Origin of the sequence: Enterococcus sp. AZ119, from assembly GCF_050546175.1 — a bacterium.
Classification (GTDB): domain Bacteria; phylum Bacillota; class Bacilli; order Lactobacillales; family Enterococcaceae; genus Enterococcus; species Enterococcus faecalis.
The window spans coordinates 2,554,596-2,574,771 of record NZ_CP172951.1 but is presented as its reverse complement, the minus strand read 5'-3'; the positions used below and the strand labels follow the sequence as shown (position 1 = coordinate 2,574,771).

Sequence of the window (20,176 nt, the reverse complement as noted above, 5' to 3'; positions counted from 1 at the left end):
CGCTCCTTTATTGATAATGTACTTCTTTTGGTCGTTCGGCGGTTAACGGAATCAACGCGCCCTGAACCAATAATTGTGTGTCTTTATCTGCTGTAATCGTGACACTGGTTTGTGTTAATGAAAATTGATACGTCACGCCTTGATGAATAAACTGGAACGCCAGCGCTTGCCAATGTTCAGGTAAGTTTGGACAAATTGATAACTCGTTCTGGCGCGTGTCAACGCCTGCATACGTCGCTAAAGTAACGTGGATCGTCGCAGCCATGACCCCTGTATGAATCCCTTCAGCGGTCGTGCCACCTTGAATGTCACGATAATCGGAATACAACGCTTCTTGATAAAGTTGCCAAGATAGCTCATGGAATTGCGCCATTTCTGCCAATTGGGCATGAACAATTCGTGACAAAGTCGAACCATGAGACGTCCGTTTTAGATAATACAAAAGATTTTTTTCCAAATAATCCGCAGGCAATTGATACCCTAAATCTTCTAAAATTTGATCCACCCGAGTTTTGTCTAAGTTGTAGAACAACATTAACGTGTCGGCTTGTTTCGCCACTTTGTAATCATCGGGGGATTCTCCTTCGGCTTTTAAAATTCGATCCATGCGGTAAATATTGCCGTATTTCTCTTTCATCGCCGCCCAGTCAATCTCTTTTAAGCCGAAATACCCTTCATATTGCGCAATAATGCCGTCAGAATTAACTTCAATTTCCAGTGAATTTTGAATTTGCTGCATGCGGGCTAGATCAGCCGAAGAGGTCTGCGTTTTGGCAAAAAGTTGTGCCTGTTCTTCCTCAGAGAAAAGTGCCAAAATGTTGGTTAATTCTTCGAATAGCCAAACCACCATCAAATTCGTATAGGCGTTGTTTTTCAAGCCGCTTTCCGCTTGGTCTGGATAGCCCTCGTGAAACTCATCAGGTCCCATCACTTTATCAATAAAGAACCGTCCTGTTGCGTCATCTAACGTCGCAGCGCTGTTCCAAAATTGAGCGATTTCTAACAACATTTCGCCGCCATATTGTTTCATAAATTCATGATCCTGTGTACTATGCCAATACAACCAAGCATTGTAAGCAATCGCTAAGGACACATGTCGTTGCAGAATGCTATGATCCTCGCCCCAATGTCCATTCAACGGATTTAAGTGAAGTTTTTGCGTGGTTTCACGCCCATCACGTCCTGATTGCCACGGATACATTGCGCCACGATACTGGCTGGCCGCCGCATTTTCCTTCGCCTTCTCTAATCGGTGGTAGCGATACAGCAACAATTGTTTCGCTGTGTCAGGATAATGTTGAATATAAAAAGGTAAAATAAAAATTTCATCCCAGAAAATATGTCCACGATACGCTTCACCATGCAAGCCTCGGGCGGTAATCGAGACGTCCAATGCTTGCGCTTGGTTACTAAAAGGCGAAGCCGAAGCCAGCAAGTGATAACTGTGAATCCGTAAAAGTTTTTGAGACATCAAATCGCCTGTCACGGTAATGTTGGCTTGTTGCCAAAGGGTTTGCCAAGCGCGGGCGCTTTCCTGAGCGGCGGCCGCAAAAGAGTCCCTCGGCGTAAACGGTACCTGCCAACTTTGTTCGGCGTGGCTGGCTTGCACAAAGACTTGTTTTTCTAGCGTATAGCGCGTGCCTTGGTGCGCCATCACGGTCACCACTTGGGCGATTTTTTCCGCTTCTTCTTGAATCATAATGGCCTCTTTTTCAAAAAAATCACCGGTTATCAAGGCCGTTTCTCGGACGCTTAAGTTGGATTGATTGGTACAAACCTCAATCACGGTTTTGTTTTCCTGCGCGCTTAATGCTGTCACCTGAAAATGTTTGGCTGTTAAGTTGCGATACCGCGCCACGTTATAGTTGTAGACACTGCCATCAGTGACGGTTTTCAAAGTAATTGGGGCTGAAAAGTTTAACGGCTCAAACGTATATTGCAGATGATAGTCATTCGGCTGTGCCATGTTGGCGATTTTTTTCGTCGTTAATTTAATTTGCTGATTGTCCGCATCTTTCAAAATCATTTCTGCAACAAACAACCCCGTTTTCAAGTTCAATTGACGGTGTAATTGTTGTAGCGTGTCTGGGGAAATCGTTAACCAGTCAGTGGCATCGCCAATTTTTAAAGCGATGTGTTGGTTGTCAGGAGCATTGACGAAATCTTCATTTTCCACTACTTGACCCGCAACTTCCGAAGCCGCTGTATTATAAAGCCCCGCAATGTAGGTCGCTGGATAATGATCATCAGAAATCGTCATCTCAGGTGTCGTGCCGCGCAAGCCTAAAAAGCCATTGCCGACAGTTAACAGGGACTCCACCGCATATTCATTTTTCCCAGGCACGTAGCCATAATAGTCCAAATGCCAAGCCAAATACTGCCGTTTTTCTTCAAATGCTGCCAGCAGATTCGGTGCCGCCGCTTGTTCGGCTGCCGTTAAAAGTGGCGTGTTCAACTGTTCCGCGAATGCTTGAATCACCGCTTGCGGAACCAGCGCCAACGTTTCCTCTGGCGAAAAGAAGTCCTCTGGGAAATCAGCCACAATCCCCCCCAGAATCGGCGCAGCCTCTGCCACAATCAATTGGCACAGTTCAGGAACCGTTTCTTCGATAGTCAAAGCTTCAAAAGGGAATGTTTTTTGATGAAGCGGTTCCAATTTATGGTTAAAAAAAGTCGTCGTTAGTTGGTTCGTTGCGAATGTTAATTCTAAAATGGTCATGTTTGGCGCCTCCTTGTGAACTTGTATAGACATGTTTCGTTTGACTACAGTATAGTATGAACGAATCAGAATTACAAGGATTTTCCCTAGATTCTTGGGAAAACTTTTCCAGAAGGGGGCAGCAACCGACTGCGCTGGGTCCGAAAAAAAGGCGGTCAAGCAGTGGTTTGGCTGGGGGAGTTTGTGGCGTAAGTAAGGCAGAAAGTGCGGGGGATTTTTCTTACCAGCTCTAGGTTTTTCGGAGGGAATATGCTATGCTTTTAGAAAAGAAATTGTTGGTAGAGGAGGATCGGCATGAACAAGTTTCATGACATATTTTTAGAATTAGAACAACAAATTGTCCAAGGCGACTATCAGCCAGGCGATTTATTACCTAGTGAAAATCAATTAGTGGAAACCTACAATGTTTCCCGTGAAACAATTCGGAAAGCCTTGAATTTACTGATTAACGCTGGCTACATTCAGAAAAAACAAGGCAAAGGCTCGATTGTGCTCAACTTTAAAAAGTTTAATTTTCCTATTTCAGGGGTGACCAGTTACAAGGAGTTACAACAAACGCAACATATTGAAAGTCATACGCATGTGGTTTCCTTAGAAGAAATTCCTGTGGAGCGCAACTTGGCTCAGTTGACTGGTTGGACGGAAGGGGCCCCTGTGTGGCGCTTAGTTCGGCAACGGGAGATTGAAGGGGAAGTCGATATTTTAGATATTGATTACTTGATTAAAGAGATTGTCCCAGAACTGCCGAAGCACCGTGCCGAAGATTCGATTTTCGATTATCTGGAAAACGACCTTGGCTTGGCGATTAGTTATGCCCAGAAAGAAATTACCGTGGAACCGCTCACAGAGATGGACAAGCAGCTGATTGGTGAAGTGGAAGGCAATCATGTCGTCGTGGTTCGTAGTATCATGAACTTGGAAGATACCCGCTGTTTTGGCTATACGGAATCTCGTCACCGCTTAAATAAATTTAAGTTTGTGGAATTCGCCCGTCGCCGTAAATTGTAAGTCTTAGTGACGAACAAATATAAAAACGGCTGTCATTAAATAAAAAATTACGGGTTTTTTGCTGCATCTGCGAATAAATGTATAAGATTTTAGGAGAAAACGTCACAAAGTTAGAGTTTGACCTCTACTTTATGACGTTTTCTCGTTGTTTATTAAAGTATTTTCTTAGAAAAAACATTAAATAACAGTCAAAAATATCAATAAGTGTTGAAAAAAAGCCTTTAAACTAAGGGAAAACGTTGCTTTTAAAGGAAATGTTGTTTTTTTGCAAGAACTGTTCAATATTTAAAATCACAGACAAGGGGGAATCTTGTATAATAAAGCCATAGCTTCAGCAGCGCCAAAGAAACAACTAGGGCGCACTGGAAATTCAAGATGTTAAAGGAGATGTACATATGAAAAAGAAAATAATGGCAAGTTTATTGGTTGGTAGCGCTGTAGTTGGCGCAAGTTTGGCTCCCCTTTCAGCACAGGCAGTGACGACAGGGAATACGCCGGTGCAGGTGGAGTTTGGGGCGGGCGTATTGTTGGACCATGATAGCGAGATTAGAAATGTAGACCCCGATCCCAGTACTTCGAATACGGATTTTGATTTATTAGCAATTCCGAAAAGTTTGAATTTTTCTTCTATGAAGATTGGCGATGATTTATCTAATATTAATTTACTTCCTGGTGAACAGAGTAGAAGTGTTATGGTTGGAGACTTACGAGGTACTAAAGAAGGTTGGCATGTGACAGGAGAGATAACAGCAATGAGTAATGGTTCAGATAAATTAGAAGGGAACATCAACTTTGAGTTAGCAACTTATTATGCCGAGTATTTACCGCTTGCTACCCCAGACTCAGGATATTATGCTGCTGTTGAAACTCAAAATGGCGTGAATATTGCTAATAATCCAGCGGCTCCCAGTTCTGTTGGCACAAACATGAAAATTGGTGGTGAGGCGACCACATTAATGACTGCCTCTGTCGGTAAAGGTCAGGGCACTTGGGCAGGTCGCTTTAATGCTGTTTCTTTAAATATTACTACACCAATGCAAGAACTTAAAAAAGGCGCTTACACAGGTAACATCACTTGGAACCTCGTCGCAGGACCATCAATCTAAGGCAAAACAAAAAAGTCATCCCCTCAGGATGACTTTTTGCTTATTTCTCTGTGAAGGTGCTGTCTGTTTTGACAGTTTCAGCAGGCGGTGTTTGCGCCGCTAATAAGTCGCGAATTTCTTTTAAGTAATCTTCGCTCGTTGGTACCACTTCTTCTTCTGCCGCTTCTTCTTTTTTGCCGCGGTTTTTCATTTTGTTGGCCGCTTTGACAATCAAGAAGAGGACGAAGGCCGTAATTAAAAATGTAATAAGTGCACTAATCACGCTACCAATATTGAATTCAACGCCTTCGACTTTATAAACAAGGGCACCCAATGCATCGTCGGCACTCTTTTTCCCAGTCGTCAAGACAAAAATCAGACTAATTAACGGGGTAATCAAGCCTTCCACCACTTGTGTCACAATCGCTGTAAACGCACTACCAATGACAACACCGACGGCTAGGTCTAAGACACTCCCGCGCATGATAAACTCTTTAAATTCTTTAATCATTCTTTTTTCCCTCCTCACTTTAAAAACAGTATACCGAATCTTCTTGAAAATTTGAACTGAAAAACTCTTATCATTCAGAAAGCACCTGAAGCTGTGTTATAATGGAGCTATTGGAAAAAACATTAAAAAATGCTTTAGAATTTACGCGATACATATATTTCACAGCATTCTTTAGGTAAGATGAAGCAAATGAAGGAGCGATGCGGCAATGTCTGTTCAATTAGTTAAAGGCGTGAATTTACACGTCATTCCTACAGAAAAATATAAAACGGTGCGTCTTTTAGTCCGCTTTAATACACGATTAAATCATGAAACCATTACAAAAAGAACGCTGTTGTCCAGTTTGATGGAAACCAACAGCTTGAATTACCCGAATCAAGTCAAATTAAGTGAGCGTTTGGCGGAACTTTACGGCGCCAGCTTCGGGATTGGCGTTTCCAAAAAAGGCAATCAACATTGGTTTAATATTTCTATGAACATTGTCAATGATCATTATTTACAGGATAGTCAGGTTCTCGCCGAAGCGGTGGACTTTTTGAAGGAAATTATTTTTGCCCCCAATATTCAAGCAGGTCAATTCGAAGCGGAAACCTTCCAACGGGAGAAAGAGAACTTGAAAGCGTACTTGGAAAGTATTGTGGAGGATAAGCAAACCTATGCTTCTTTGGCGCTTCAAAGTGTCTATTTTAATCAATCGGAGGATCAAAAAATCCCTAGTTTCGGGACCGTTGCGGCGTTAGCTGAGGAAACTGCGGCGTCATTAGCGGCATATTATCAAAAAATGCTGGCGGAAGATCAAGTGGATATTTTTGTTTTAGGTGATGTTAATGAGGCGGAGCTAGTGCCATTATTCAAGCAATTACCGTTTACGCCTCGTGAAGAAGGCAAAGCCGCGATTTTCTACAATCAACCAATTCGCAACGTGATTGAAGAGCGGACCGAGCGTGAGGTGCTAGCCCAATCGAAATTAAACTTGGCTTACAACACGGATATTTATTATGGCGATAGCTATTATTTTGCGTTGCAAGTGTTTAATGGGATTTTTGGCGGTTTCCCGCATTCTAAATTATTTATGAATGTCCGTGAAAAAGAGCATTTAGCGTATTATGCTTCTAGTAGTATCGACACTTTCCGTGGCTTCATGACGGTTCAAACAGGGATCGATGGCAAAAATCGGAATCAGGTCTTGCGTTTGATTTCGACAGAATTGGAAAATATTCGCTTAGGTAAGATTAGCGAATTAGAAATTGAACAAACGAAAGCAATGCTAAAAAATCAGTATATCTTAGCGTTAGATAATGCAGGCGCGTGGCTGGAAAAAGAATACTTGAACGAATTAATGCCGCAGACGATGCTGACGGCGGAGGAATGGATTGCACGGATTAATGCCGTGACCATTTCAGAAATCCAAGAAGTGGCCAAACGCTTGGAACTTCAAGCGATCTTCTTTTTGGAAGGAGAAACGGAAAATGATTAAAAAAGACTATGCACAAATTAAAGAAACATTGTATACAGAAACACTGGCGAATGGGTTAAAGGTTTACCTATTACCGAAAAATGATTTCCAAAAAACGTATGGCTTGTTTACGACCGATTATGGTTCCATTGACAACACGTTCGTGCCAATTGGTCAAGAGGAAATGATTGAAGTACCTGACGGAATCGCCCACTTTTTAGAACATAAAATGTTTGAAAAAGAAGATGGCGATGTCTTCCAAAAATTTGGGCAACAAGGGGCTTCAGCGAATGCCTTTACCAGTTTTACGAAGACGAGTTATTTGTTTTCAACGACGGATCAAGTGACACAAAATCTAGAAACGTTGCTTGATTTTGTGCAATCGCCGTATTTCACGAAGGAAACGGTCGAAAAAGAAAAAGGCATCATTGGACAAGAAATTCAAATGTATTTAGATGATCCTAACTGGCGCTTGTTCTTTGGGATTTTAGGCAACCTTTATCCGAAACATCCATTGCATATTGATATTGCCGGTACAGTGGCAAGTATTGCGGAGATTACCGCAGAGGATTTGTATACATGTTACAATACGTTTTATCATCCAAGTAATATGACCTTATTCGTGGTAGGGAAAATGGACCCTGAAGCGTTAATGGCCTTCATTCGTGAAAATCAAGCGGCGAAAGAGTTTCCTGCCGCCCAACCTATTCGTCGGCATTTCCCTGAAGAAACAGCTGCTGACATTGTCAAAGAGAGCGCCATTGAAATGGCAGTCACACGGGCAAAAGTGCTTGTTGGCTTGAAAGGCTTAGATGAAGTGCCAACAACGGGTCGTGACTTAATGAAATATCAAGTCACCGTGAACTTGTTGTTACAATTATTGTTTGGTAATACCTCTCAAAACTATTTGGCTCTTTATGATGAAGGCTTGTTAGATGATAGTTTTAGTTATGACTTTAATTTAGATCGCAGTTTCCATTTTGCGGATATTGGCGGCGATAGTGAGCAACCAGAAGTCTTAGCAGAACGAATTGAAGCTATTTTATTATCTGCCACAACAAGTCCAGAATTAACGGAAGAAAATTTGTCCTTATTGAAGAAAAAAATGATTGGTAAATATTTCCAATCCTTAAACTCTTTAGAGTATATCGCTAACCAATTTTCACAATCATTGTTTGGGGAAACCACGCTGTTTGATAAGATTGAAGTCATTGAAAGTATTCAATTAGCCGACGTCCGCCAAGTAGCAGAGACCTTGATTCGTGAAGAAGGATTGAGCCGTTTCTATATGTATCCTAAAGGAGAAACCGAGCAATAAACCAACTGTTTAAGAAAAAGAAAAATCTTTGAAATCTTTCAATTTTGTTATCCTCAGTTGGCTTCTTTTGTGGTATTCTTAAAGGACGGGAATGTTTTCCTTGGCAATTGAAAAAGACTGATGAGACAATCGATAAATTAACAAAATAGACTGGAGAAGATGGACGAGTGGCCAGCGTAAATATTGGAGAAACACTAAAAGAAGCAAGATTGCAGAAGAACATCTCAATTGATGAACTGCAACAAATGACAAAAATTCAAAAAAGATATTTAGAAATTATTGAACAAAACGATTTTGAGTCCTTACCAGGCACCTTTTATGTGCGGGCGTTTATCCGCCAATATGCAAGTGCGGTCGGCTTAGATGGCAATCAATTGGTAGATATCTATGATGGCAAAGAACCAGCAATTGTCGAAGAACCCAAGCCAGTGTATGAAGAGCTTGAAGGATCACGTAAGCAATTGCATGACGAAGAAAAGCAATCCAGTTGGTTACTGCGGAACTTACCAGCCATTGCCTTTTCGTTAATTGGTTTAGCCATTGCGGTCGTAGTGCTGTACATTATGTGGCAAGATCAAAAAGCCGAACCGATTATTCAAACACCGGCAACTAGTGCCAGTGTGGAAAAACCCAAAGAATCAAGTCAAGCCCCAGAAAGTAGCACACAAAGTAGTACACCGCCGTCTTCTTCAAGCGAACCAGAGAAGAAAACAGCTGTGGCTGTGGTGAGCGATGCTAACAATCAAGTGACTGCAACGGTTAAAGATGCGAATAGTCCAATCAACATTACCTTTAAAGGCACTGAAGGCTCTTGCTGGATTGGCGTGATGGTCGATGGCAACTATACGTACCAACACACCCTGCAAGCAGGAGAGACCCAAACAACAGCTTTACCTGCGAATGCCGCCAATGCAACACTGATTCTAGGCGCCTCAAATAACGTCGCCATTCAAGTCGATGGCGCCGATTTAACACTGGAAAAAACGCCAGTTTTAATTCGTAAGGATGTTACATTAGGGATTACGTATCGTTAGAAATGGTGTAAGAAGAATCTGGATAAACTGTCAAACGGCAATTATTCCAGATTCTTTTCTTTTATAATTAACAGCGAATGGTTAAAAAGACGACAATAATAATTCAAGAGAGAAGGGGTTATCAATGCTTAAAATAGTTAATAAAAAATTTAATCTTATCACCATATTTTCAATCGCTCTGTTGGTCATGGGCTTCTTGATTGTTGGCTTACAACTGTATTTCTACTTTATCTATGGTTCTAAATTTTTAGACAGTATCACATTGATTGGAATGATTAATTTAAGTTTAGGCTATTACCAGCTCTTTCTAAAAAAAGGCAAGAATATTTCTGAATAAACGGTCAAACGGCAATTATTCCAGATTCTTTTCTTTTTTTCGTGACACTGCCAGCAAGATAACGTAAAATAGAACAGGAGAAGGAAGGGGCAATTGAAGTGAATTTACCAAATAAATTAACAGTTTTAAGAATATTTATGATTCCGATTTTTATTATTATTGTGTCGGTGCCGATGGACTGGGGAACGATTAGTTTTGGCGACACAACGTTAGCCGTTACCCAATTAGTGGGCGCGATTATTTTTGCAGTTGCTAGTTTTACAGACTGGTTGGATGGCAAAATTGCCCGTGCACAAGGCTTGGTGACGAACTTCGGAAAATTTGCGGACCCATTAGCGGACAAAATGCTAGTGATGACCGCTTTTATCGTCTTAGTTGGTCAAGGCAAAGTACCTGCTTGGATTGTAGCAATTATTGTTTGTCGTGAATTGGCAGTAACTGGTTTACGGTTGTTATTAGTCGAACATGGCGAAGTAATGGCAGCAGCTTGGCCAGGAAAAGTAAAAACAGCTACCCAAATGGTTGCAATTATTTTACTATTCATTAACAACATTCCATTTTCAGCACTCCATCTACCACTAGATCAAATCATGCTATATGCCTGCTTGATTTTCACCATTTACTCTGGTGTTGATTATTTTGCTAAGAATAAAGATGTTTTTAAAGGTTCGATGTAAAGAGAGAATCAAAACGCTTGGCTTGTGCCAAGCGTTTTTTAGTATTCATGATTGAATTGGCAAATAGATTTTTAAGTAGAGGAACAGATGAATCGATAAAACAAATCGGCAGTTTCTGTATGCTATTTTTCATTTTGGTTATATCTACATACAAATAATTAGTTTGTTGTTGACAAAGTAAACTAAATAGATTACTATTTAGTTCGTTAGATTATATATAAACTAAATAAATTTTTTGGAGGAAATTATGAAAAAAACAGATATTTTAAATAAACTATTAAAAATTGCTCAACAACCTTACTTAATCTTTGCTTCTAGCATAGAGGAGAAACCAGATAACACTTTTGAAACGTTAAAATTGCTTGCTTCTGAAGAAAATGTAACAGCTGGAAGAATCGCTGAATATTTAGATATAAAACCTTCTAGTGTGACACAAATCATAAAAAAATTAGAGTCTGTTAAAGCAGTTAAACGAGTCAAAAATGAATCAGATGCTCGGGTCACATTCGTTGTATTGACCGATAAGGGACGAGAAAGTTTAAGTACTCAAGGAAATATTTCCAATGGATTTAATGAAGAAATGTTTAAGGGCTTTTCAGAGGAGGAACTAGAGTCTTTAAATAATTATTTAGAACGTATAGAAAAGAATATTTCTAGTGAAGAATTTTTAGATAAAATTGAAACAATTTTTGGCGACGATAAAAATTGGGAACATTTCAGAAAAATATCAGCTAGATATGGTAGAGCTAGAGAACAGATGATGGGACATGATGGCTTTGGTAGATTTGGTGAATTCAATGGTGAATACGGTGGCTTTGAAGGATGGAAGAGAGGTCGGAGAAGATAATGGCAGTAGGTGGAGGCGGCAAAAATAGTCATGATTCTATCCGAGCAGATAAAACAAAATTTTCGTTTAAAGAATTTTTAGGCTTAATCAAGATGACAGAGCCTAACTATTTACTGCTTGGCATTGGGATGATATTTCTTGTGATTTCTTCTAGTATCCAAGTGTACGTTCCAAAACTTGCTTCAAGTTTAGTCAATAATTTTCAAAAGGGAGTAGATTATAGTTTATTAGGTAAAGTTGTTGGATTATTTATATTTTCAGCACTCGTTTCTGCATTAGGAGGGACAATTTTAGGTATTTTTGGTGAAAATGTCATCCAAAATATGCGTAAACGCTTATGGAATAAATTAACTATTCTAAAAGTTTCTTATTTTGACTCTGTTAAAGCGGGTGAAATATCCAGCCGGGTCGTAAATGATACTAATCAAGTTAAGCAATTGTTAGCCGTTACTTTTCCTCAAACAGTTGCCAGTGTGATTACAGTTATTGGTACGGTATATATGATGATTAAAATGGATTGGCATATGTCGCTTGCTATGGTAATTGCTGTTCCTGTTGTAATCCTTTGTATGATTCCAGTAATGGCATTTGGTTCAAAAGTTAGTCACATTCGCCAAGATGCTATGAGTCAATTTAACGGACTTGCTACTGAAACGTTGAGTGAAATTCGTTTAGTCAAAACTTCTAATGCTGAATCTCAGGCGCAGGTTCGTGCTGCAAATGAAGTGGATCGGTTATTTAATGTAGGGAAAAAAGAAGCAATATTTGATGCATCTATGCAACCAATTATGATGATGGTCTTTATGAGCATGGTATTTGGGCTATTAGCATATGGGATGCATCGAATTGCCATTGGTGTGATGACAATCGGAACATTGATGAGTTTCTTAATGTATCTATTTAATCTTATTGGTGCCATGCCAATCATTGCGACGTTATTTTCTGAAGTAGCTAAAGCAGCAGGATCAACGCGACGAGTGCAAGAATTGTTATCTAGAGAACCTGAAGACTTTGAAAGTGGACAAGATATTGATTTATCGGAAAAGACTTTATCAGTTAAAAATGTAAAATTTTCTTATGAAGATGCACCAGAGGAACCTATCTTAACAGACATTTCTTTTACTGCTCAGCCAAACCAAGTAATTGCTTTTGCAGGCCCATCAGGTGGCGGGAAATCGACGATTTTTAGTTTAATTGAAAGGTTTTATGAACCTACAGAAGGACAAATTAAATTTGGAGATATTGACATAAAAGATATCAAATTATCAGATTATCGTCGTCAAATCGGCTTTGTATCACAGGATTCTGCGATTATGGCAGGGACAATCAGAGATAATCTAACGTATGGCTTAGAAGAAAACTTCTCAGATGGACAACTATGGGATGTCTTGGAACTAGCATATGCGCGAAAATTTGTAGAAGAAATGCCAGATAAATTGAATACGGAAGTCGGTGAACGTGGCGTTAAAATTTCTGGAGGGCAAAGACAGCGTATTGCAATTGCTCGTGCATTCTTGCGGAATCCCAAGATTCTAATGTTAGATGAAGCTACTGCTAGCCTAGATTCAGAATCTGAGATGAAGGTTCAAGAGGCATTGTCCAATTTAATGAAGGGCCGAACAACATTGGTTATTGCCCATAGATTGTCGACAATTGTTGATGCGGATAGCATTTACTTTGTTGAAAAAGGGAAAGTAACTGGTTCAGGAAAACATGATGAGCTAGTAAGTAAACATAAAACTTACGCTAAATATGTATCCGAACAATTTAAAGTAACGGAATGAACGAAATAAGCAAACTTAAAATGAAGCTAAGACAACACATGCATTTAACTAATTGTCTTAAGATTTAGAAAGAACTTGGACATAACCCCCAAGTTCTTTTTTCTAACTTATTTTTACCCACAAGATAAAAAGCGACCAAAAAATTGGTCGCTTTTTAAATACCTCCATGATAGTTCACTTGCTTCATAAAATGTAGAGTCACGGTATAAAACCAATTTGCGAGGACCGATATTACAAAAACAAGCACCATTCAGATCTTTACGACAAGTAATGCGGATCGGTCTTAGTCGTGCTAATGTTGTCGCGGATTTTTTTCAAGGAATCGGCATTTTGATCAAAATTGTGATACATCGTATTTGTGTATAAAATATCCATTACCGTTAAGTAACTAATCCGTGAAGCCAAGGATTCCGCACGAAACAAGCCTTCTTCGGTGACGACAATAATTGCTTCGTCGGACAAGCCTGCCAACTCTGAACCGCTGTTACCAGTTAACGTAATCATTTTTGCGTTGGTTTTTTTAACTTGTCGTGCTAGGTTGATTGATTCTTTGGTTTTGCCTGAATGGGAAAAAATAAACACGCAATCTTCACTGGTTAATTTTGTGACAAAACTTAACTGCATGTGGTAATCAAAAATGTAGTTGCACCGATAGTTGGTCCGAATGAATTTATGGAAACTATCAAAAGCCACAATCGAGGAGCCGCCTTGCCCAAAAAAGTGAAGCGTTTTGGCAGAGTACATCAAAGCCAACACGTTATCTAACAGCTCTTTTGTTAAGAACTGTGTGGCGTTACTGAGGGAATAAATATTGGCTTGTAAGACTTTTTTAGCAATCGTAATACTATCATCATCTGGTGAAATATCATCGGCGCCATTCACGCTATTGACGTTTTGAAAAGTCGGCTGATAATTAGAATTCCTGGCGATATCAATTTTAAATTCTTGGAACCCAGAATAGCCAATCTTTTTTACAAATTGATACACGGAAGATTGGGAGACGCCAATTTCGTTGGCCAGACTTTCTAACGTCATTTGTGTCAATAATGATTCAGAATGAACAAAGTAATCGGAAATTTTCTTTTCTGTGAGGCTCAAATTCGGTTTTTTGATCCGAATCCGTTGATCCAAATAGTGGTTTTTCATTAACACGTTCCTCCAATCTTATTTTTTAAAATAGAATGAATGCCTTTTCATTGTTGGTATAGACTGATTATAGTGGAAAAAGAGGACAAATACAATTTCTCTTTTTCTCCACAAAAAAGAAATTCTTTAAAAAAAGCCAAAAAAAATAAATAATCTTTTTTCTGAAAAATGAGGGGGTCTTGAAAATCCTTCAATCAATTAAAGAAAGTAGCCAGTAAAAAGAACGTGATACCAAGAGATTTACTTGTGTTTTTTGTATGAAAGCTCCTTAAAAATAAAAACGTTTTACCTTTTGAGTAGGCAAGATTTTTGCTAAAAAATAAAAAATATTTTTTAATTAGTGTAATCGTTTACATTATTTTTTTTATCCTTTATGATTGAAGTATCAAAAGAGGCAGGTGAAAGAAAAATGGACATTGGCTTTATTGGACTTGGGAAAATGGGTTTGAACATGGCATTAAATGTTCACGAACAAGGCTGGCCCATTATTGGCTTTGATGTGACAAAAGAAGCAAGAGCGACTGCTAGAGAACAGGGTCTTTCCGTTGTAGATTCGTTGCCGGAATTATTGAAAGCGCTTAATAAAAGGAAGGTGATTTTTTTAAGTACCCCCGCTGGTCAGATTACCAATCAATTAGTGGCAGAATTGGTAGAGCAATTAGCACCAGAGGATATCATTGTGGATAGTGGCAATTCAAATTTTCATGATAGTGTTGCGAATGCTCAGCTTGCTGAGGAAAAAGGAATTTATTTTATTGATTGTGGTACTTCTGGTGGCATCAAAGGAGCGCGGGAAGGAGCGTGTTTAATGGTTGGCGGTGCGCCTGAAGCCGTCAAGGTGTTAACCCCATTTTTTGAAGATTTAGCTTGTGAACAAGGGTATCTTTATGCTGGGAAATCAGGAGCTGGTCACTATTTGAAAATGGTGCACAACGGGATTGAGTACGTCATGATGCAAGCCATGGGCGAAGGATTCAATTTATTAGAAGCTGCCGAATATGATTTTGCGTTGGAGAAAGTAGCCGATGTGTGGAATCACGGCTCGATTATTGAAGCTCGCTTGATGGGCTTAGCGAAAGAGGTTTTTGCGGAAAATCCTACGTTAGCCAATTTAGAAGGGAAAGTTGCAGCAAATGGCGAAGCCAAATGGATGATTGAAGAAGCATTGCGTTTGGAGATGCCCGTCCCAACTACGGCGTTGTCCTTATTTACTCGAAATGAAAGTATGCTAGCAAATCATTTTTCAAACAAAGTGGTCGCTTCTTTGCGACAAGGATTTGGCGGGCATGAAGTCGTAAAAAGTCAGTAAAGGAGTTTAGTCATGTTAAAAAAACAAAAAATTGCCATAGTGAATTCCAGTAGTTTTGGTCAAATTTTTCCTGAACACTTGACGCGCTTAGAAAAAATAGGCACCGTGAAGCATTTTACAGTCGACAGTGAAATTGGTGGCAAAGAGTTAGCGGAACGTTTACAAGGATATACGATTATTATTGCTAGCGTGACGCCATTTTTCACGAAAGAATTTTTTGAACATAAAGATGAATTATTGCTGATTTCTCGCCATGGTATTGGGTATAACAACATCGATTTAGACGCTGCAAAACAGCACGAGACAATTGTTTCCATCATCCCAGCTTTAGTAGAACGAGATGCCGTGGCGGAAAACAATGTCACAAATTTACTAGCTGTTTTACGGCAAACTGTGGCTGCAGATGCCAGCGTTAAAGCAGATCAATGGGAAAAACGAGCGAATTTTGTCGGTCGGACATTATTTAACAAAACTGTGGGTGTCATTGGTGTTGGGAACACAGGAAGTTGTGTCGTGGAGACGTTACGAAACGGATTTCGCTGTGACGTGTTAGCGTATGATCCCTATAAATCCGCCACTTATCTGCAAAGTTATGGAGCCAAAAAAGTAGACTTAGATACGTTGCTAGCTTCAGCTGACATCATTTGTTTATGTGCCAATTTAACTGAAGAAAGTTATCACATGATTGGCTCGGCGGAAATTGCCAAGATGAAAGACGGCGTCTATCTTTCCAATAGCGCACGAGGCGCCTTGATTGATGAAGAAGCCATGATTGCCGGCTTAGAATCGGGCAAAATTGCTGGGCTTGGGACAGATGTTTTAGAAGAGGAACCAGGTCGGAAAAATCATCCTTATCTTGCGTTTGAAAATGTAGTAATGACGCCGCACACCTCCGCTTATACCATGGAATGCCTGCAAGCGATGGGAGAAAAATGCGTGCAAGATGTGGAAGACGTGGTGCAAGGTATTTTACCTCAACGGGCAGTGCAAGAAGTCAGTCGTTACGTTAGTTAAGAAGGAGGAGGAGCATGTTAACTGATTTAAAAGTGAAAGTTGGACCGCAATTTTATCGTTACCACGAAGGCGCCTTAGCTTCGGTGCCGTCACTTTTCAAGGAATATCACGCCCAACGAATTTTGGTGGTGCATGGCACCGTATCCTTTGAAAAAGCTCAGCCATTTTTGCCATTCTTGGCAGATTCAGAGTATCAATTCTTCTATCACACTTACACAGGAGAATGTAGTTATTTTGGCGCCGAACAAATTTCACAGCAAATAAAGGAACACCAGATTGACTTTCTTCTGGGAGTCGGCGGCGGTAAGTTAGCCGATTTAGTGGGCTACAGCGCCCATTTAAACAATCTGAATTTTGGCTTGGTCCCCACTTTGGCTAGTAACTGTGCGCCGTGGACACCGTTAGCTGTGATGTATCAAGAAAATGGCGCGGCCGAAGGCAAAACGGAACATTTCTTTCGCCAAGCTGCGTTTTTAATCACTGATCCTAAGTTGCTTCTTGATGCGCCCCGTGATTATTTTGTCGCTGGTTTAGCTGATACGTTAGCGAAATGGTATGAATCAGAGACCATTTTACGCCAAGCCCATTTGCAAGGGGAACCCTTTTTACAATTAGCGGGAGCGACCGCCAAGCTTTCGCAAGAAGCGATTATGCGGGACTCAAAAGCAGCCTTAGCAGCGATGGATGAGGGCAAACTCACGCCTGAATTTGTCCATCTTTCAGAAATTGTTTTCGCCGTTTCCGGATTAGTCGGCGGCTTTGGCGACAAATACGCCCGCAATGCAGCAGCACACGCCATGCATGATGCTATGAGTAAATTTTTACCAAAAAGTCATGACTATTTACATGGCGAAAAAGTAGCTTACGGCATCTTCTATCAATTAGCATTGGAAAAAAGGTGGGCCATCATAGACGCATTAATCCCCTTTTATCAAGAGCTAAACTTGCCCATGTCGTTACGACAAATGGGCCTTTACCCAGAAGAAGCAGTACTCGATGCAATGGTTCAATTTATTGATTCAAAAGAAAAGGTTCATTTAATTCCTATTGAGATTTCGGAAGAACGTTTACGTCAAGGGATTGAAGAGCTAGAAAAGTATATCCAAAACCAAGGATAAGAAGGAGGAACTATGGAAACGTTAAGTGTTTTACAAAGTTTGATAATGGCGCTTTGGGTGGCAGCAATTATGTCCAGATGGCTTGGAGGAGGAGCAACGTTAACGTTGCGTTTCTCGCCCTTAATGACAGGGTTAGTAGCAGGTTTAGTGATGGGCGATGTCCCGAAAGCGATGATTGTCACCGCAGCATTACAAATGATTTACATGGGTGTTTTTTCACCAGGTGGCTCTATGCCAGCAGAACCATCAATTGCGGCAGCGATTGCTGTGCCAGTTGCGTTGCTAGGGAATTTGAAGCCGGAAGCGGCTATCGCCGTAGCGGTTCCTGTCGGTCTTTTAGGAAGTTATTTATATCAATTCCGTTTCTTTATTAACACGTTTTTAGGGAAGTATACCGATCGTGCGGTGGCTGAACTAAATTCTAAAAAAATTGCCCGCTCAATTATCTGGTATCCAACGATTGCCTCATTTATTTTATTCGTTCCATTAGTCTTTTTTGCTCTTTATTTAGGGGCACCAGTCATTGCCGATATTATTAAAGCATTAGAAGGAACCGTTGTGATTCACGTGTTAGAAGTAGTCGGTGGTGGTTTAGCCGCAATTGGGATTGCGACAACGGTCTATGTCATTGGTCGAAAAGATTTCTTGGTTTTCTTTTTCCTTGCATACTTCATGAGTATTGTCTTTAAGTCATTGGAAATTACCATGGTAACGTATGCCATCTTTGGCGTAATTATTGCGTTAATTTTTGTGCAAGTCCAAAAAGGCAAACCTGTAGCAGAAAGTGCTGGTTCCGCCAGTGCCACCACTGATTTTGATGATGATGACGATTACGATGACGGGTTTTAAAAGAAAAAGGAGGAACTGAAATGACGGAAACAACAGAAAAAGTCGTGCCGAAAACAACGAATTTAGCACCAGAAGAAATTACCAATAAAGATGTTACAAAAGCCTATCTCCGTTGGCATTTTGCCAATGAAATTCCCCATTCCTTTGAACGTTACTTGGCGCCTTCGTTATTGTACGCAATGATGCCACTTTTAAAGAAATTGTATAAAGACGATGAACAATTAAAAGCCGCTTATATGCGTCAACTGCTGTTTTTCAATACGCAATTAAGCTGGGGCGGAGGGGTCATTACTGGGTTGATGGCTTCCATGGAACAAGAGCGGGCCAAAGAAGAACATGAAGGCCGCGAAATCATGATGCAAGATGATTTAATGTATAACACCAAAGCTGGCTTGATGGGCGCGTTAGCTGGGATTGGTGATGCGATTGACTCAGGTACGGTTCAATATATTTTTATTGCGATTGCGGTACCGTGGGCGCAACAAGGTAGCGCATTAGGTGCGATTTTCCCATTTGTGGCGTTTGCCCTTTATCAAGTACTGTTAGGTGTGTTCTTTGCGAGACAATCCTTCAAAATGGGGCGGAATGCTACAGGCTTAATGCAAAGTGCTGGGATTCAAAAAGCCATTGAAATGTTATCTGTTTTAGGGTTGTTCATGATGGGGATTTTAGCTGGTAATTATGTCAAAGTTTCTTCAACTCTTCAATTTAAACTTTCTGGCCGTGAGTTTGTGGTCCAAGATATCCTTGATCAGATTGTCCCAGGACTCTTGCCGCTAGCTGTCGTAATGGGCGTGTATTGGTTCTATACGAAAAAAGGCTTGAAAGTTACGCAAGCATTATTGTGGTTAACAGGTATTTTAATTGTCTTAGCAACAGTCGGTATTTTATAAAAAGAAAAGGACGTGAATCAGATGGGCGTAGTAAATTTAGCAAGAGTAGATGAACGATTAATTCATGGACAAGTGATGGTGACCTTGTCCCAAAAAAGTGGCGTTAATTCCATTTTCGTTGTCGATGAAGTGGTGGCAAAGGATAAATTTATGCGTGATTTATACAAAAGTGCAGGCAGTCGGACAGGACAAAAAACCATTGTCATTACGCCGGAAAAAGCTAAATTTTATTGGGATGAATACCAATTCAAAGAGTACAACTGTATTTTAATCGCTAAAACCGTCTCTGTAATTTATGACTTAGTAAAACACGGAGTCCCTATGAAGGAGTTAAATATCGGCGGTATTGCACAGAAGAATCCAGAAAAAGATTTATTAGTAACCAAATCAGTTTATTTAAACAAAGAAGATGCTGAAAAATTAAAAGAACTACATGAGGTGTATGGCGTAGAAGATATTTATTTCCAAGCAACGCCTTCTGCACCAAAAACTAGTTTAAAAGAGGTTTTAGGCAAATTTAATTTATAAAAAAGGCCAGTCGCTTGAGTCATTGCATGACTGTTTGAAGTAATGACTCAAGCCACTGAATTGAAGGAGGAACTTTTATGTTAGGGATTGTGATTGCTACACACGGTGCACTAAGTGACGGTGCGAAAGACGCAGCTACCGTGATTATGGGCGCAACCGAAAATATCGAAACCGTTAATCTAAATAGTGGCGACGATGTCCAAGCACTAGGCGGACAAATTAAAACAGCGATTGAGAACGTCCAACAAGGGGATGGCGTGTTGGTCATGGTTGACTTATTAAGTGCGAGTCCTTACAATCAGGCAGTTTTGGTGATTAACGAACTCGAACCAGCTCTACAAAAGAAAATCTTTGTGGTGAGTGGTACCAACCTACCAATGGTCTTAGAAGCGATAAACCATCAATTATTGGGCACACCGATTGCTGAAGCGGCGCAAGCGATTGTTGCGCAAGGCAAAGAAAGTGTGCAAGCATGGGATATTTCTATGACTTCCTTTGAGGACGAAGAGGATGAGGACGATGATTTTTAAGAATGTAGTAAAG

Annotated in this window: 19 protein-coding genes; 16 read left to right on the top strand and 3 right to left on the bottom strand. The window is 40.3% G+C overall.

Annotated features, from left to right (window positions below):
- Window positions 1-7 precede the first annotated feature (7 nt).
- On the bottom strand, window positions 8-2,752 hold the full coding sequence (locus tag IGL37_RS12470; protein WP_002406717.1) for a glycoside hydrolase family 65 protein: 2,745 nt from the start codon (window positions 2,750-2,752) through the stop codon (window positions 8-10).
- A 261-nt stretch (window positions 2,753-3,013) separates the two neighbouring features.
- Between IGL37_RS12470 and treR the strand changes: the two genes are divergently transcribed.
- Both treR and IGL37_RS12460 read left to right on the top strand, forming a co-directional pair.
- Window positions 3,014-3,727 (top strand): trehalose operon repressor, encoded by a 714-nt coding sequence (gene treR / locus IGL37_RS12465; protein WP_002354877.1) that lies wholly within the window; start codon window positions 3,014-3,016, stop codon window positions 3,725-3,727.
- Window positions 3,728-4,122: 395 nt separating this feature from the next.
- Window positions 4,123-4,833 carry a WxL domain-containing protein gene (locus IGL37_RS12460; RefSeq protein ID WP_033918107.1) on the top strand — a complete coding sequence of 237 codons (711 nt, stop codon included), beginning with the start codon at window positions 4,123-4,125 and terminating at the stop codon, window positions 4,831-4,833.
- Between the two features lie 40 nt (window positions 4,834-4,873).
- On the opposite strand, the gene mscL is transcribed toward IGL37_RS12460, so the two are convergent.
- Window positions 4,874-5,323: a large conductance mechanosensitive channel protein MscL gene (gene mscL / locus IGL37_RS12455; protein ID WP_002354883.1), complete on the bottom strand. Its 450-nt coding sequence runs from the start codon at window positions 5,321-5,323 to the stop codon at window positions 4,874-4,876.
- 208 nt (window positions 5,324-5,531) lie between these two features.
- On the opposite strand from mscL, the gene yfmF reads away from it, so the two are divergent.
- The 7 genes from yfmF to IGL37_RS12420 all read left to right on the top strand — a co-directional run bounded on the left by yfmF (window position 5,532) and on the right by IGL37_RS12420 (window position 12,776).
- Window positions 5,532-6,800: an EF-P 5-aminopentanol modification-associated protein YfmF gene (yfmF, locus tag IGL37_RS12450; protein ID WP_002354884.1), complete on the top strand. Its 1,269-nt coding sequence runs from the start codon at window positions 5,532-5,534 to the stop codon at window positions 6,798-6,800.
- Window positions 6,793-8,097: an EF-P 5-aminopentanol modification-associated protein YfmH gene (yfmH, locus tag IGL37_RS12445; protein WP_002354885.1), complete on the top strand. Its 1,305-nt coding sequence runs from the start codon at window positions 6,793-6,795 to the stop codon at window positions 8,095-8,097. Before yfmF ends, yfmH begins: the two co-directional genes overlap by 8 nt.
- A gap of 167 nt (window positions 8,098-8,264) precedes the next feature.
- Complete coding sequence (locus IGL37_RS12440) at window positions 8,265-9,131, top strand: RodZ domain-containing protein (protein WP_002359020.1); 867 nt, start codon at window positions 8,265-8,267, stop codon at window positions 9,129-9,131.
- Window positions 9,132-9,255: 124 nt separating this feature from the next.
- Window positions 9,256-9,468 carry a hypothetical protein gene (locus IGL37_RS12435; RefSeq protein WP_002410649.1) on the top strand — a complete coding sequence of 71 codons (213 nt, stop codon included), beginning with the start codon at window positions 9,256-9,258 and terminating at the stop codon, window positions 9,466-9,468.
- Between the two features lie 98 nt (window positions 9,469-9,566).
- On the top strand, window positions 9,567-10,145 hold the full coding sequence (pgsA, locus tag IGL37_RS12430; RefSeq protein ID WP_002365382.1) for a CDP-diacylglycerol--glycerol-3-phosphate 3-phosphatidyltransferase: 579 nt from the start codon (window positions 9,567-9,569) through the stop codon (window positions 10,143-10,145).
- 247 nt (window positions 10,146-10,392) lie between these two features.
- On the top strand, window positions 10,393-10,992 hold the full coding sequence (locus IGL37_RS12425; protein ID WP_002359022.1) for a MarR family winged helix-turn-helix transcriptional regulator: 600 nt from the start codon (window positions 10,393-10,395) through the stop codon (window positions 10,990-10,992).
- Complete coding sequence (locus IGL37_RS12420; protein ID WP_033918106.1) at window positions 10,992-12,776, top strand: ABC transporter ATP-binding protein; 1,785 nt, start codon at window positions 10,992-10,994, stop codon at window positions 12,774-12,776. The genes IGL37_RS12425 and IGL37_RS12420 overlap by 1 nt, the downstream gene beginning before the upstream one ends.
- 258 nt (window positions 12,777-13,034) lie before the next feature.
- On the opposite strand, the gene IGL37_RS12415 is transcribed toward IGL37_RS12420, so the two are convergent.
- Window positions 13,035-13,922, bottom strand: coding sequence for a MurR/RpiR family transcriptional regulator (locus IGL37_RS12415; RefSeq protein WP_002383224.1), 888 nt, complete (start codon window positions 13,920-13,922; stop codon window positions 13,035-13,037).
- A 373-nt stretch (window positions 13,923-14,295) separates the two neighbouring features.
- Between IGL37_RS12415 and gnd the strand changes: the two genes are divergently transcribed.
- The 7 genes from gnd (at window position 14,296) to IGL37_RS12380 (ending at window position 20,163) form a co-directional block, all read left to right on the top strand.
- Complete coding sequence (gene gnd / locus IGL37_RS12410; protein WP_002360995.1) at window positions 14,296-15,231, top strand: phosphogluconate dehydrogenase (NAD(+)-dependent, decarboxylating); 936 nt, start codon at window positions 14,296-14,298, stop codon at window positions 15,229-15,231.
- A 12-nt stretch (window positions 15,232-15,243) separates the two neighbouring features.
- Window positions 15,244-16,245 (top strand): D-isomer specific 2-hydroxyacid dehydrogenase family protein, encoded by a 1,002-nt coding sequence (locus IGL37_RS12405; RefSeq protein ID WP_002360996.1) that lies wholly within the window; start codon window positions 15,244-15,246, stop codon window positions 16,243-16,245.
- A 14-nt stretch (window positions 16,246-16,259) separates the two neighbouring features.
- On the top strand, window positions 16,260-17,363 hold the full coding sequence (locus IGL37_RS12400) for an iron-containing alcohol dehydrogenase family protein (RefSeq protein ID WP_002401114.1): 1,104 nt from the start codon (window positions 16,260-16,262) through the stop codon (window positions 17,361-17,363).
- Window positions 17,364-17,375: 12 nt separating this feature from the next.
- A complete protein-coding gene (locus IGL37_RS12395) occupies window positions 17,376-18,212 on the top strand; it encodes a PTS mannose/fructose/sorbose/N-acetylgalactosamine transporter subunit IIC (protein ID WP_002354902.1) in 837 nt (278 codons plus the stop codon).
- 20 nt (window positions 18,213-18,232) lie between these two features.
- Entirely contained in the window at window positions 18,233-19,105 is an 873-nt protein-coding gene (locus IGL37_RS12390; RefSeq protein WP_002354903.1) for a PTS system mannose/fructose/sorbose family transporter subunit IID, read from the top strand.
- Between the two features lie 21 nt (window positions 19,106-19,126).
- Window positions 19,127-19,633, top strand: coding sequence for a PTS system mannose/fructose/N-acetylgalactosamine-transporter subunit IIB (locus IGL37_RS12385; protein ID WP_002354904.1), 507 nt, complete (start codon window positions 19,127-19,129; stop codon window positions 19,631-19,633).
- Between the two features lie 77 nt (window positions 19,634-19,710).
- Window positions 19,711-20,163: a PTS sugar transporter subunit IIA gene (locus IGL37_RS12380; protein WP_002354905.1), complete on the top strand. Its 453-nt coding sequence runs from the start codon at window positions 19,711-19,713 to the stop codon at window positions 20,161-20,163.
- The last annotated feature ends 13 nt before the right edge of the window (window positions 20,164-20,176 follow it).

Excerpts from the sequence above, each read along its gene's own strand:
- IGL37_RS12405 (WP_002360996.1), top strand. The coding sequence starts at position 15,244 with ATGTTAAAAAAACAAAAAATTGCCATAGTGAATTCCAGTAGTTTTGGT.
- IGL37_RS12415 (WP_002383224.1), bottom strand. The coding sequence starts at position 13,922 with ATGAAAAACCACTATTTGGATCAACGGATTCGGATCAAAAAACCGAAT.
- yfmF (WP_002354884.1), top strand. The coding sequence starts at position 5,532 with ATGTCTGTTCAATTAGTTAAAGGCGTGAATTTACACGTCATTCCTACA.
- IGL37_RS12470 (WP_002406717.1), bottom strand. The coding sequence starts at position 2,752 with ATGTCTATACAAGTTCACAAGGAGGCGCCAAACATGACCATTTTAGAA.
- treR (WP_002354877.1), top strand. The coding sequence starts at position 3,014 with ATGAACAAGTTTCATGACATATTTTTAGAATTAGAACAACAAATTGTC.
- yfmH (WP_002354885.1), top strand. The coding sequence starts at position 6,793 with ATGATTAAAAAAGACTATGCACAAATTAAAGAAACATTGTATACAGAA.
- IGL37_RS12390 (WP_002354903.1), top strand. The coding sequence starts at position 18,233 with ATGACGGAAACAACAGAAAAAGTCGTGCCGAAAACAACGAATTTAGCA.
- IGL37_RS12400 (WP_002401114.1), top strand. The coding sequence starts at position 16,260 with ATGTTAACTGATTTAAAAGTGAAAGTTGGACCGCAATTTTATCGTTAC.
- IGL37_RS12425 (WP_002359022.1), top strand. The coding sequence starts at position 10,393 with ATGAAAAAAACAGATATTTTAAATAAACTATTAAAAATTGCTCAACAA.
- IGL37_RS12395 (WP_002354902.1), top strand. The coding sequence starts at position 17,376 with ATGGAAACGTTAAGTGTTTTACAAAGTTTGATAATGGCGCTTTGGGTG.
- mscL (WP_002354883.1), bottom strand. The coding sequence starts at position 5,323 with ATGATTAAAGAATTTAAAGAGTTTATCATGCGCGGGAGTGTCTTAGAC.
- IGL37_RS12460 (WP_033918107.1), top strand. The coding sequence starts at position 4,123 with ATGAAAAAGAAAATAATGGCAAGTTTATTGGTTGGTAGCGCTGTAGTT.
- IGL37_RS12435 (WP_002410649.1), top strand. The coding sequence starts at position 9,256 with ATGCTTAAAATAGTTAATAAAAAATTTAATCTTATCACCATATTTTCA.
- IGL37_RS12420 (WP_033918106.1), top strand. The coding sequence starts at position 10,992 with ATGGCAGTAGGTGGAGGCGGCAAAAATAGTCATGATTCTATCCGAGCA.
- IGL37_RS12380 (WP_002354905.1), top strand. The coding sequence starts at position 19,711 with ATGTTAGGGATTGTGATTGCTACACACGGTGCACTAAGTGACGGTGCG.
- IGL37_RS12385 (WP_002354904.1), top strand. The coding sequence starts at position 19,127 with ATGGGCGTAGTAAATTTAGCAAGAGTAGATGAACGATTAATTCATGGA.
- gnd (WP_002360995.1), top strand. The coding sequence starts at position 14,296 with ATGATTGAAGTATCAAAAGAGGCAGGTGAAAGAAAAATGGACATTGGC.